The sequence below is a fragment of the Pseudoxanthomonas koreensis genome (assembly GCF_041890415.1).
GTDB lineage: Bacteria > Pseudomonadota > Gammaproteobacteria > Xanthomonadales > Xanthomonadaceae > Pseudoxanthomonas > Pseudoxanthomonas koreensis_A.
In genome coordinates, this window is sequence record NZ_CP169056.1 from 1,937,287 (window position 1) to 1,950,022 (window position 12,736).

Consider the following 12,736-nt stretch of genomic DNA (forward strand, 5'->3'; position numbering starts at 1 on the left):
CACGGCGCAGGCGGGGTGGCTTCTCCCTGCACGCCTGGTGCCGGCGGCGCAGCGCGCAACCCGGAGGCAACATGGCTACCCGGCATCGACACGTCTTCCTTACCATCGACCTGGCCCAGGCCAGCCGCGCGGTGCACGCCGCCCGTGCCCACGGCACGCCGGACGAGGACATCCACATCGTGGCCCGGTCCGACATCGAGGTCCGGCGCATCCACGATCGCAGGAAAATGGCCGACAGCGATTTCATCCCGGGCGCGATCCGCGGCATCGTGATCGGCGGGATCATCGGCGTGCTGGTGGCGGTGCTGGTGATGGCCACCCATGGCGGCGGCATCCTGGCCCTGGCCCTGGGCGCGTTGATCGGCGCGGCCGTTGGCGGGCTGGGCGCGTCGCTGATGGGCGCCGGGATCCAGGACCCGGTGCGCAGGCGCTTCGGCACCCAGATCGACGCGGGCAACATCCTGGTGGTGATCGACGAGGACGGGGAGGACCTGCGCGGGACCGCGCAGGCCCTGCAGGAGGTGGGCGCGATCGCCCTGCCCTACGACGCGCCCACGGCGATGACCTAGCGGCGACCTGCCCGGCGCGGACCTGCCTGCCAGCGTGCCGGCGCCCGGATCGGTGCGGCCACCGCGGCCGCGCCGGGTAGAATTGGCGATTCCATGCCTGCTGGCTGCCGCTGCGCCCATGTCCGACACTCCGCACCCCTCCTTCCACGGCTTCGAACAGATCCCGCTGCGCGAGTACGCCGAGCGCGCCTACCTGGACTACTCGATGTACGTGGTCCTGGACCGCGCCCTGCCGTTCCTCGGCGACGGGCTCAAGCCGGTACAGCGGCGCATCGTCTATGCGATGAGCGAGCTGGGGCTGAACGCGACGGCCAAGCCCAAGAAGTCCGCACGCACCGTGGGCGACGTCATCGGCAAGTACCACCCGCATGGCGACAGCGCGTGCTACGAGGCACTGGTGCTGATGGCCCAGCCGTTCTCGTACCGCTACCCGCTGATCGAAGGCCAGGGCAACTTCGGTTCCGCCGACGACCCCAAGTCGTTCGCGGCCATGCGCTACACCGAGTCCAAGCTCACCCCCATCGCCGAGGTGCTGTTGGGTGAGCTGGCCCACGGCACGGTGGACTGGAACCCCAACTTCGACGGCACCCTGGAAGAGCCGGGCTGGATGCCGGCGCGGTTGCCGCACCTGCTGCTCAACGGCACGACCGGCATTGCCGTGGGCATGGCCACCGACGTGCCCCCGCACAACCTGGGCGAGGTGGTGAGCGCCTGCGTGCGCCTGATCGACGACCCCGAAGCCAGCGTGGCCGACCTGTGCGAACACGTGCGCGGCCCGGACTACCCCACCGGCGCGGAAATCATCACCCCGCCTGCCGAACTGCTGGCCATGTACGAGAACGGCACCGGCAGCGTGCGTACCCGCGCCACCTGGCTCAAGGAGAACGGCAACTTCGTCGTCACCACGCTGCCCTACCAGGTGTCACCGTCCAAGGTGATCGAACAGATTGCCGCGCAGATGCGCGCCAAGAAACTGCCGTGGCTGGAGGACATCCGCGACGAGTCCGACCATGCCAACCCGGTGCGGGTGGTGCTGGTGCCGCGCTCCAACCGGGTGGATGCCGAGCAGCTGATGGGCCACCTGTTCGTCACCACCGACCTGGAGAAGAGCCACCGGGTCAACCTCAACGTGATCGGCCTGGACGGCCGCCCGGCGGTGAAGAGCCTGAAGACCCTGCTGCAGGAATGGCTGGACTTCCGCACCCTCACCGTCACCCGCCGGCTGCGCCATCGCCAGGAGAAGGTCGAGCGCCGCCTGCACCTGCTGGACGGCCTGCTGGTTGCCTTCCTCAACCTGGACGAGGTGATCCGCATCATCCGCACCGAGGACGAGCCCCGGGCGGCGCTGATCGCACGCTTCGCACTGAGCGAGGAACAGGCCGACTACATCCTCGAAACCCGGCTGCGGCAGTTGGCGCGCCTGGAAGAAATGAAGATCCGCGGCGAGCAGGACGAGCTGGCCAAGGAACTGCAGCGCATCGTCACCTTGCTGGGCAGCGCCGCGCGGCTCAAGAAGCTGGTCAAGGACGAGTTGCTGGCCGACGCCAAGAAGTTCGGCGATGCACGGCGCTCGCCGCTGGTGCAGCGCCAAGCGGCGCATGCGATCGACGAAACCGAGCTGGTGCCCAGCGAGCCGATGACGGTGGTGCTGTCGGAGAAGGGCTGGGTGCGCGCAGCCAAGGGCCATGACATCGACGCGGCCGGGCTGTCCTACCGCGATGGCGACCGCCTGCTGGCCGCGGTGCGCAGCCGCAGCACCTGGCAGGTGGCATTCCTGGATGCGCAGGGCCGCAGCTACTCCACCGTGGTCCACAGCCTGCCCTCGGCGCGCGGCAACGGCGAGCCGTTGACCGGGCGCTTCGCGCCGGCCGCGGGCGCCGGTTTCCAGGCCGCTGCCAGTGGCGAGAACCAGGCCCGCTTCGTGCTGGCCTCCTCGCATGGCTACGGCTTCGTCACCCGGTTCGAGAACCTCACCGGCCGCAACAAGGCCGGCAAGGCCATGCTCAACCTCACCCCGAATGCGCGCGTGCTGCAGCCGGCACCGCTGTCCGATCCGCAGGCCGACCGCATCGTGGCGGTCACCAGCGCCGGCCACCTGCTGGCGATTTCCGCCAGCGAACTGCCCGAGCTGGACAAGGGCAAGGGCAACAAGCTGATCGACATCCCGCGGGCCAAGCTCGCCACCGAGCGGGTGGTGGCGGTGGCCGCGGTCGCGCCGGGGCAGGACCTGCTGGTACGCAGCGGCCAGCGCACCATGACCCTGTCGTTCAAGGACCTGGAGGCCTACCTGGGCGCGCGCGCCAGCCGGGGCGGCCTGCTGCCGCGCGGCTGGCAGAAGGTGGACGACCTGCAGGTGGTGTAGGAGCCGGGGTCGCCGGCAAGGCCGGCTCCTGCAGGACGCGGGGTCGCCGCCCCTGCATCGGAAGGGTTCAGCCGTGCGCGGGGCTGCCGCCGTCGATCTTGGAGAGCTGGTAGTTCTCCAGGCCGATGCGCTTGATCAGGCCCAGTTGCTGCTCCAGCCACCAGGCATGGTCCTCCTCGGTGTCCTTGAGCTGGGCCAGCAGCATGTCGCGGCTGACATAGTCCTGCATCTCCTCGCACAGCTTCATCGCCGCGGCCAGGTTTGTGCGCACCTCGTATTCCACCCGCAGGTCGGCTTCCAGCATCTCGACCACGGTGGTGCCCGGGGTGAACGCGGCAGGGCGCATGTCCGGCTCGCCTTCCAGGAACAGGATCCGGCGCAGGATCGCATCCGCGTGCCCGGTCTCCTCTTCCATCTCGTGGGACATGCGCTCGTACAGCGCCTTCAGGCCCAGGTCCTCGTAGCGGCGCGAATGCAGGAAATACTGGTCGCGCGCAGCCAGTTCGCCGCGCAGCAACTCCCTCAGGCAATCGATGACTAGCGGATGGCCTTTCATGCGGGTGCGCTCCATGGATGGATGACAGGGACCGGCGCAGTGTGCCGCAATCGCCGCGGTGGTGTTTCAATCGGAATCAATCGCAATCGCAACCCGTTCCATGCGCCAGCCGGCGCATGGCTAGAATGCGGCAACCATCACCGGAGCACGCCATGTCGAAGTGGATCCGGCGCGCACTGGTCGCACTGCTGGCCATCACCGTGCTGCTGGCCGCCATCGCTGCCTGGCTGCTGCGCGGCAGCCTGCCGGTGCTCGGCGGGCAACGCACCCTGCCGGCGCTGGCGGCACCGGTATCGATCCAGCGCGACGCCTTGGGAGTAGTGACCATCGAGGCGGCCAGCCAGGCCGACGCATTGCGCGCACTCGGCTACGTGCATGCACAGGAGCGCTACTTCGAGATGGACCTTATGCGGCGCAACGCCGCCGGCGAACTGGCCGCGCTGTTCGGCCCCGCGGCGCTGCCGGTGGACCGCGCGCAGCGGATCCACCGGATGCGCGCGCGGTCCGATGCCGGGCTCGATGCGCTGCCGCACGCGCATCGCGCCCACCTTCAGGCCTATGTGGACGGCGTCAATGCCGGCCTGCGCGCGCTGCGGGTGCGGCCGTGGCCCTACCTGCTGCTGCGGCAGGCGCCGCAGCCCTGGCAGGCGAGCGACTCGATGCTGGCCGGCCATGCGATGTACTTCGACCTGCAGGACGCCGGCAACCGCCACGAGCTTGCGATGCTGCGCATCCGCCGCGCCGTTCCCGACCCGCTGTACCGGCTGCTGGCCCACGCCGGCAGCAGCTGGGATGCGCCGCTGGATGGCAGCGTGGTGGGCGATGCCGTGTTGCCCGATGCCACGGCCCTGGACCTGCGCCGAACCGGCGGAACCGGCGCACTGACGCCGCCACCGCCGCCGCCGGAAGCCCCGCCCGGCACCACGCCGGGCAGCAACAACTTCGTCGTCGCCGGCAGCCTGACCGCCGATGGTCGCGCGATCCTGGCCAACGACATGCACCTGGGCCTGCGTGCGCCCAACATCTGGTTCCGCGCACGCCTGCGTTACCCGGACCGGCGCGCGCGCACCGGTCAGGTGGACGTGTCCGGCTTCACCCTGCCCGGGTTGCCGGCCGTGATTGCCGGCAGCAACGGGCACATCGCCTGGGGCTTCACCAATGCCTATGCCGATACCGCCGACTGGGCGCGGCTCCCCGCCGGCGCGCCGGTGGCCACGCGGCACGAACGCATCGACGTGCATGGCGCCACGGCGCAGACCCTGGAAGTACGCGAAAGCGCCTGGGGGCCGCTCGTGCATGACAACCCGGATGGCAGCACGCTGGCACTGCGCTGGGTCGCGCACCTGCCCGGCGCACTCAACCTGGGGCTGATGGAGTTCGCCCACGCCGGCGACCTGGACCAGGCCCTGCTGCTGGCCGAACACACCGCGATGCCGGCGCAGAACCTGCTGCTGGCCGACCGCCACGGCCGCATCGCCTGGCGGATCCTCGGCGCCTTGCCCGCACGCGCACCCGGCTGCGACGACCCGGCCGCACGCGCGACCGCAGCCTGCCCGCCGTGGCCGGCGACCAGCGCCGCGCATCCGGCCCGGATCGACCCGGCCGATGGCCGCCTGTGGACCGCCAACGCCCGCGTCATCGGCGGGCCGGACCTGGCGCGGCTGGGCGATGGCGGCTACGACCTGGGCGCACGCGCGGCGCAGATCCGCGACGGCCTGCAGGCCACCGCGCGCGTGGACGAGGCGGCGCTGCTGGCGATCCAGCTCGACGACCGCGCGCTGCTGCTCGAACGCTGGTGGCAGTTGTTGCGCACCACCGTCGAAGGCCACGACGATCCGGCCCTGCAGCGGCTGGAAGCGGCCAGCCGCCGATGGGACGGCCGCGCCGCAACGGACTCGGCCAGTTACCGGATGGCGCGTGCATTCCGCGGCGCGGTGCTGGACCAGGTCCGCGAAGGCCTGCTGGCGCCCGCGCGCCAGGCCCTGGGCGCGGACTTCGTCGAACCGCGCCTGGCGCAGTTCGAAGGCGTGTTGTGGCCGCTGGTGACACGCAGGCCGGCACACCTGCTGCCACACGGGCACGCGGACTGGGACGCCATGCTGGCCGATGCCGCGCGCACGGTGGAACGCGAACTGTCCACGCAGGGTCCGGTGCTGGAACAGCGCACCTGGGGCGAACGCAACACCGCGGCGATCTGCCATCCGCTGGCCCGCGCGGTGCCCGTGGCCCGGCGCTGGCTGTGCATGCCGGCCGACCCGCTGCCCGGCGACGACCACATGCCGCGGGTACAGGGCCCGGCATTCGGCGCCTCGCAGCGCATGGTGGTCGCGCCCGGGCACGAGGCCGACGGCATCGTGCACATGCCGGGCGGACAGAGCGGGCATCCGCTGTCGCCGTTCTGGGGCGCCGGCCACGACGACTGGGTGCAGGGCCGGCCCACGCCGTTCCTGCCCGGCCCGGCGCGACACACGCTGCGCCTGGTCCCGGACCAGGCATCGCCGGCGCGCTGACAACCGGCGCCTGCGCCGGCACCAATGTCAGCGCAGCTGCACCGTCCACTCCACCTCGAGCAGGTGCTGCGGTCCGAACAGGCGCCGCACCTCCACCCAGGACGAGGCCGGATAACGGGCGTCGGGGAAGAACGTCCTGCGCTGCGGGATCGCCCGCACCAGCGCTTCCATGTCGGTGGTGTACACCGTTTCCTTCAGCACCTGGTCGGTGCCGGCATCGAACCGCTGCAGGATCTCGCCCAGGCGGCCATAGCAGGCCGCCACCGCTTCCTCCATGTCGGCACCCTCGCAGGCCACGCCGGACACGTGCAGGATGTCGCCGCTTTGGACCGCGCCGCTGTACCCGATGTCGCGCTCCCAGCTGGCAAGCTCGTGGCGCACGATCGGCGCGGCGGTGTCGTCAGCCGCGTGCAGGCTGCCGGCAAGCGACCCCGCGGCCACGGCGAGGAACAATGCAGGGATGCGCATGCAGGTCGGCTCCGGGAACGGGAGTGGGAAAGCGGTCGCGCCGCTGCCGGAGCATCGGGCAGCGGCACGGGAATCGGCTCCGGCGGGCACCGGAGCCGTGTTCAGCCGGCCAGCGCCGGCACGCCTTCGATGGAATCGTTGTGCACCCCGGCCACTGCCCGGCCCGACGGATCGGCCATGTTGGCGAAGCTGGCATCCCAGGCGATCGCCGCCGGCGAGGAGCAGGCGATCGACTTGCCACCCGGCACCGTCTCGGCCGCGGCCGGGGTCGGGAAGAAGCGCTCGAACACGCTGCGGTAGAAGTAGGCTTCCTTGGTCTGCGGCGGGTTCACCGGGAAACGCTTGTCGGCCGCCGCCAGTTCGCGGTCGCTCACCTGCGCTTCGGCGTGCGCCTTGAGTCCGTCGATCCAGCCATAGCCCACGCCATCGCTGAACTGCTCCTTCTGCCGCCACAGGATCTGCTCGGGCAGGTAGCCGTCGAAGGCCTGGCGCAACACGCCCTTCTCCATGCGCTGGGCATCGGTGCGGGTCTTGTCGATCATCTTGTAGCTGGCGTCCATGCGCATGGCCACGTCGAGGAACTCGCGGTCCAGGAACGGGACCCGCGGCTCCACGCCCCAGGCCATCATCGACTTGTTGGCGCGCAGGCAGTCGTAGTTGTTGAGCGCATCGATCTTGCGGATCAGCTCCTCGTGGAACTCCCGGGCGTTGGGCGCCTTGTGGAAGTACAGGTAGCCACCGAACACCTCGTCGCTGCCCTCGCCCGACAGCACCATCTTCACGCCCATCGCCTTGATCCGGCGTGCCAGCAGGAACATCGGGGTGGAGGCGCGGATGGTGGTGACATCGTAGGTTTCGATGTGGCGGATCACTTCGGGCACCGCATCGAGCCCTTCTTCGAAGGTGTACTCGAAGCCGTGGTGCACCGTGCCCAGCGCCTCGGCGGCCACCTGCGCGGCGGCCAGGTCGGGCGAACCCTTCAGGCCGATGGCAAACGAATGCAGGCGCGGCCACCAGGCCTCGGCCTGGTCGTTGTCCTCGATGCGCTTGCGCGCATAGCGGGCGGCCACCGCGGCCACCAGCGAGGAATCCAGCCCGCCCGACAGCAGCACGCCATAGGGCACGTCGGTCATCAGCTGGCGGTGCACGGCGGCCTCGAACGCCTCGCGCAGTTCGGTGGGCGACACTTCCACGCCTTCCACCACGTCGTAGTCGCGCCACGGGCGCTCGTAGTAACGGGTCAGTGCGCCGGTGGCGGTGTCGTACCAGTGACCGGGCGGGAACTGGGCCACGTCGGCGCACTCGTCCACCAGCGCCTTCATCTCCGAGGCCACCCGCAGGCGACCTTCCTTGTCGTGGCCCCAGTACAGCGGGACCACGCCGATCGGATCGCGGGCGATGATCGCCCGGCCGCTGGCCTTGTCCCACAGCGCGAAGGCGAAGATGCCGTTGAGCCGGTTGAGCAACGCGGCCGGCTCGTCGTCGCGCCCGGCTCCCTCGCGGTACAGCGCGTTGATCACCTCGCAGTCCGACTCGGTCTGGAATGCGTAGGCCTGCTTCAACTCGCCCTTGAGCTGCTTGTGGTTGTAGATCTCGCCGTTCACCGCCAGGGCCAGGCTGCGGTCCTGCGACAGCAGCGGCTGCGAGCCGCCGGCCGGGTCGACGATGGCCAGCCGCTCGTGCACCAGGATCGCGCCGTCGTCCACGTACACGCCGCTCCAGTCCGGGCCACGGTGGCGCTGCCGCTGCGACAGGTCCAGCGCCTGGCGGCGCAGTACCTGCAGGTCATCGCCCGGCTGCAGGCCGAAGATGCCGAAGATCGAACACATGGTGGAACTCCTGGATGGTGGTTTGTCGGTGGGTCGGTCGCGGCGGCCTGTGCCGGGGCACAAAAAAACCCGCATCGGCCGATGCGGGTTTTTCGTCTACCGGGCTTGCCGCTTTATGCCTGGTCGCGCACCCGCATCGGCCGCGCACGGTTGTTCGCGCACAGATTATTGCGGTTGTTGGCGTTGGCACGGAAAAACGGCATGCGGCGAAACTACCGCATCCGGCCGCCGCCATGCAACTGTTGCGGCCGCAATCGCCTCGCGGCCGGAGCCGGGCCGGCGCTGGATCGGCAGGCTCATGGCGGCGGCACGGCCGCGACGTCACTGCCGTCGGCGGCCTGGACCTGGTTGCGGCCGTTGCGCTTGGCCCGGTACAGCGCCTGGTCGGCACTGTGCAGCAGCGCGTCCGGATCGACCCCGGCCACCGGCACCATGGCCGCCACGCCCAGGCTGATGGTGCTGGCCAGGCCGGCCTCGGCGGTGGCCCGTTCCACCCGCCGGCGTACCTGCTCGGCGCGGGCGCAGGCCTGTTCCTGGTCCAGGCCCGGCAGGATCAGCACGAACTCCTCGCCGCCATAGCGCGCGGCCAGTTCATCCACGCCTTCCACCGCGGTGTCGAACACCTGCGCCACCCGCCGCAGTTGCTCGTCACCGGCACGGTGGCCATGGCTGTCGTTGAATTCCTTGAAGAGGTCCACGTCCGACATCACCACCGCCAGTGGCTGGCCCTGCTCGGCACAGCGCTCCCAGCCACGCTCCAGCGCGCGCTCCATGGCGTGGCGGTTGGCGATTCCGGTCAGGCCATCGACCACCGCCAGTTCGGTGAGCCTGCGATTGGCCGCCTCCAGTTCCATGGTGCGCTCGGCAATCTTGCGCTCCAGCTCGCGGTTGCGCGCGCGGATGCGACGCACGCGCAGCCAGACCGCAAGCACCACCACCAGCACCCCGGCAATCCAGAACAGGGCCCGCACCGCGCCGCGTTCGTACCAGAACGGCTCCACCCGCAGCGGATAGCGCAGCGGTTCGGCCTCCTGCCCGCCACGGATCCTTGCCTGCAGCTCGAAGGTGTACCGGCCCGGTGGCAGGCGCCGGTACCCCAGGTCGCGGTCGCTGCCCCAGTTGGTCCAGGTGCCGGTGTAACCGAGCATGCGGAAGCGGAACTGGATGTCCTGCGCCATCGTCCCCAGGCCGAAGCGCAGTTGCAACCCGGAACCCGGCGGCAGGATGCGCTCGCCATCGGGCACCAGGGGCAGGCGCAGGGGCGCCTGGCCGGGGGCAAGCAGCCGGAACAGGTCCAGCCGCGCCCGCAGCGGCGGCGGCGCCGGGTCGTCCAGGCCGGGTTCGAACTGCAACACGCTGTCGCGCGTGACCACGCGCAACCGGCCATCGCCCTGCAACTCCACCGCCGCATATCCCGGTACCCGGCTGTTGCTGATGTGCAGCAGGCGGAAGCCTTCCTCGCCGGGCAGGCGGCGCCAGAGCTGGCGCGAGGTCCAGGCGAACGTGCCGACCGGGGTGTCGATGCCCTCCAGTTCCGAGGGGCGCTCCAACCCGGGCAGGAGCGGCAGTTCGGCAGCCACGAAGCGCCCGCCCTGCAAGCGCTGCACCTGCGATCCAGATATCGCGTACAGCTCGCCGTCCAGCGGCAACAGGCGGGTGCCTGCATCGGCATCGGCAAGCAGGCTGTCGGCGGCGCCGTAACGGCGGCGTTCGCGCAGTTGCCCGGTGGCCGGATCCAGACGCCAGCGGTGCGCGCCGCCCTGGGCATCACCCAGCCAGAACTCGCCGGCGGCGTGCTGGTACAGCCCGCGCGGTTCCTCCACCTGCGGCTGCCAGCGCGCGGCCACCTGCCAGTGCCCGTCGCGCAGCACCAGCCAGGCCGCTTCGCGCGCGCCCAGGGCCAGTACCCGGTCCGGGTCGAAGCGCGAACGCAGCAGCGCATAAATGCCGTGGTAACGCTTGGGGCCAAGCAGGCGACGCGGCCGGGCCGCGCCCGGATCGAGCACCATCAGGCCGCGTCGCTCGCCGATCAACAGCCCGGCCGCGGTCGACTCCAGCGCGAACACCTCCAGCTCGGTATCGCTCCACGGCGGCGCGACCATGCGTACGGGCCCTGCGTCGGCGGCGGGTTCGGCGCGGGCCACGCCCATGGTCGCCACCCACAGCCGGTCCTCGTGCCAGGCGCTGTCGAATACCCGGTCCACCAGGCCATGGCGGCGGTCGTACACGGTCCACGGCGAGGGCAGGCGCAGGCGGGTCAGGCCGGCTTCGCCCAGGGTCCACAGGCCGCCCTCGCGGTCCAGCGCAAACCCGTCCAGGCCGCCCGGGGCCGGCGCGAAGCGATCGAGCAGGCGCAGCTCCGGCGAGAAACGCATCAAGCTGCCGTCGTAGGCGCCGAAGACCAGGCTGCCGTCGGGCAGGTGGATGCTGGAATACGGCGTGTGCGCGGCAAATGCAGCGTCGGCATCACTTGCCAGGCGACGCACGCCGCCGGCGTCGGCCAGGTGGAAACCCTCGTCGGATGCCACCAGCAAGCCGTTGCCGCGCGGCCATATGCCGGTCATGCGCGATTGCGCGAATGCCTGCGCACCGGGAACCGGGACCGCCACGCCGTCCTCCACCCGGCACAGGCCCACGCCATCGACGCGCCCGTACAGCGCCGGCCCCACCGCGAACAGCCGTTGCCCGAGCCCTTCCGGCAACGCGTGCCGCCAGGCGTGGCCATCGCGGCCCATCCGGAACAGGGTGGAAGCATTGCGGAAATACACCCCGCGTGCGGTTTCGACCAGGCCGTAGAAGTCGCCACCGGGCAGGCCGGCGTCGGCGAACCGCGGCAGCAGGTCCTCGAACAGCAGGCTGCCATCGGCCTGGCGGTGCAGTTCGCCGAAGGTGCGGGTGCCGGCCACGTACAGGCGCCCGTCCGTGGATGCCAGCAACGAGAACACCGCCTCCCTGCGCGGCAGTTCGAACAGGTCCCACACGCCACTGCGCAGCACCATCACCCCTTCGCTGCTGCCGGTGTAGAGGGTGCCCTGGGCATCGACCGCGATGTCCGAATAGCTGGGTGCGGCCGGCAGGTCGCTTGCGCCGAAGTGCTGCATCAGCGGCAGGCCGTGCACCGTGGCCAGTGCCTGCGCCGCATACACGCAGGCCCACAATCCCGGCAGCAGCCATCGCATGCGCCATCGCCCGGGTCCGGATCGTCGCGCGCCGCGGCGCGTGATGGCCGCGATCCCGGTGGCCGGCACGTCAGGCCCCGTCCGGAACGGCGGCCGGGACCAGCAGGTCCTTGATCAGGTGCAGGTACAGCTCGGGCAGCGCTTCCAGCGCGTCCACGCGCACGTGTTCGTCGATCTGGTGGATGCTGGCGTTGACCGGCCCCACCTCGATGCACTGCGCGCCCAGCGGCGCGATGAAGCGCGCATCGGAGGTGCCGCCGCCGGTACTTTCCTCCGGCGCCGCACCGGCAAAGCGGCCCAGCACCTGGCGCGCAACCTGCCGCAGGCGGCCCTCGGGGGTGTAGAACGGCTCGCCGCTGCGATGCCAGTGCAGCGTGTACTGCAGCCCGTGGCGGTCCAGCAGCGCGGCGATCTGCGCTTCCAGCGCAGGCGCATCCCAGTGCGGGTTGTAGCGCAGGTTGAACAGCACCTGCAGCTGGCCGGGGACGACGTTGGTGGCGCCGGTTCCCGCATGGATGTTGCTGATCTGCAGGCTGGTCGGCGGAAAATCCTCATAGCCTGCGTCCCAAACCCGCGCCGCCAGCTCGGCCAGCGCCGGCATCGCCTGGTGGATCGGGTTGCGTGCCTTGTGCGGATAGGCCACATGGCCCTGCACACCGTGCACCGTCAACGTCGCCGACAGGCTGCCGCGGCGCCCGACCCGCAGCAGGTCGCCCAGGGTGGCGGTGGAGGACGGCTCGCCGGTGATGCACCAGTCGATGCGTTGGCCGCGCTGGCGCAGGGTTTCGGCCACCCGGCGCACGCCGTCGATCGCGTCGCCCTCCTCGTCTGAGGTGAGCAGCACGGCCAGGGTGCCCGGATGATCCGGATGCGCGGCCACGAAACGCGCGGCCGCGATCACCAGCGCGGCCACGCCCGATTTCATGTCGGCGGCACCGCGACCATAGAGGACGCCGTCACGGACCTCGGGGATGAAGGGGTCGCTGGACCAGGCCTCGCGCGGCCCGGGCGGGACCACGTCGGTATGGCCCAGCAGCAGCAGCACCGGCCCATCGGCGGTGCCATGGGTGGCCCACAGGTTGTCGACCTCGCCATAGCGCAGGTGCTCGCAGGTGAAACCGGCACGCTCCAGGCGCGCGGCGAGCAACGCCTGGCAACCGGCATCGTCGGGAGTGACGGAGGCGCGTGCGATCAGGTCGCAGGTCAGGTCGAGCACTTCGCTCATTGGCGTTGGCGGCGCAGGAGGGACCGCCGCATTGTAGA

Annotated in this window: 8 protein-coding genes; 3 read left to right on the forward strand and 5 right to left on the reverse strand. The window is 70.7% G+C overall.

Going from position 1 to position 12,736, the window contains the following annotated elements:
- Window positions 1-71 precede the first annotated feature (71 nt).
- The gene (locus ACEJ41_RS08930) at window positions 72-569 is read left to right on the forward strand and encodes a hypothetical protein (protein WP_374011930.1); all 498 of its coding nucleotides are present in this window, start codon (window positions 72-74) and stop codon (window positions 567-569) included.
- A 118-nt stretch (window positions 570-687) separates the two neighbouring features.
- The gene (gene parC / locus ACEJ41_RS08935) at window positions 688-2,931 is read left to right on the forward strand and encodes a DNA topoisomerase IV subunit A (protein ID WP_374011931.1); all 2,244 of its coding nucleotides are present in this window, start codon (window positions 688-690) and stop codon (window positions 2,929-2,931) included.
- 67 nt (window positions 2,932-2,998) lie between these two features.
- Here the strand turns inward: parC and bfr are convergent, their stop codons facing one another.
- Window positions 2,999-3,487 carry a bacterioferritin gene (gene bfr / locus ACEJ41_RS08940; protein ID WP_374011932.1) on the reverse strand — a complete coding sequence of 163 codons (489 nt, stop codon included), beginning with the start codon at window positions 3,485-3,487 and terminating at the stop codon, window positions 2,999-3,001.
- Between the two features lie 152 nt (window positions 3,488-3,639).
- Here bfr and ACEJ41_RS08945 point away from each other — a divergent pair, with 152 nt between their 5' ends.
- The gene (locus tag ACEJ41_RS08945; protein WP_374011933.1) at window positions 3,640-5,997 is read left to right on the forward strand and encodes a penicillin acylase family protein; all 2,358 of its coding nucleotides are present in this window, start codon (window positions 3,640-3,642) and stop codon (window positions 5,995-5,997) included.
- Between the two features lie 27 nt (window positions 5,998-6,024).
- On the opposite strand, the gene ACEJ41_RS08950 is transcribed toward ACEJ41_RS08945, so the two are convergent.
- The 4 genes from ACEJ41_RS08950 to dapE all read right to left on the reverse strand — a co-directional run bounded on the left by ACEJ41_RS08950 (window position 6,025) and on the right by dapE (window position 12,698).
- Window positions 6,025-6,465, reverse strand: a complete 441-nt coding sequence (locus tag ACEJ41_RS08950; RefSeq protein WP_374011934.1) for a RidA family protein — start codon at window positions 6,463-6,465, stop codon at window positions 6,025-6,027.
- Between the two features lie 101 nt (window positions 6,466-6,566).
- Window positions 6,567-8,294 carry an asparagine synthase B gene (gene asnB, locus ACEJ41_RS08955; protein WP_374011935.1) on the reverse strand — a complete coding sequence of 576 codons (1,728 nt, stop codon included), beginning with the start codon at window positions 8,292-8,294 and terminating at the stop codon, window positions 6,567-6,569.
- A 296-nt stretch (window positions 8,295-8,590) separates the two neighbouring features.
- A complete protein-coding gene (locus tag ACEJ41_RS08960) occupies window positions 8,591-11,473 on the reverse strand; it encodes a diguanylate cyclase (protein WP_374011936.1) in 2,883 nt (960 codons plus the stop codon).
- Window positions 11,474-11,543: 70 nt separating this feature from the next.
- Window positions 11,544-12,698, reverse strand: coding sequence for a succinyl-diaminopimelate desuccinylase (dapE, locus tag ACEJ41_RS08965; RefSeq protein ID WP_374011937.1), 1,155 nt, complete (start codon window positions 12,696-12,698; stop codon window positions 11,544-11,546).
- Window positions 12,699-12,736 lie beyond the last annotated feature (38 nt).

Bases quoted from the DNA above. Each gene is read 5' to 3' on its own strand.
- asnB (WP_374011935.1), bottom strand. From the start codon at position 8,294: ATGTGTTCGATCTTCGGCATCTTCGGCCTGCAGCCGGGCGATGACCTG.
- ACEJ41_RS08945 (WP_374011933.1), top strand. From the start codon at position 3,640: ATGTCGAAGTGGATCCGGCGCGCACTGGTCGCACTGCTGGCCATCACC.
- ACEJ41_RS08960 (WP_374011936.1), bottom strand. From the start codon at position 11,473: ATGCGATGGCTGCTGCCGGGATTGTGGGCCTGCGTGTATGCGGCGCAG.
- ACEJ41_RS08950 (WP_374011934.1), bottom strand. From the start codon at position 6,465: ATGCGCATCCCTGCATTGTTCCTCGCCGTGGCCGCGGGGTCGCTTGCC.
- dapE (WP_374011937.1), bottom strand. From the start codon at position 12,698: ATGAGCGAAGTGCTCGACCTGACCTGCGACCTGATCGCACGCGCCTCC.
- parC (WP_374011931.1), top strand. From the start codon at position 688: ATGTCCGACACTCCGCACCCCTCCTTCCACGGCTTCGAACAGATCCCG.
- bfr (WP_374011932.1), bottom strand. From the start codon at position 3,487: ATGAAAGGCCATCCGCTAGTCATCGATTGCCTGAGGGAGTTGCTGCGC.
- ACEJ41_RS08930 (WP_374011930.1), top strand. From the start codon at position 72: ATGGCTACCCGGCATCGACACGTCTTCCTTACCATCGACCTGGCCCAG.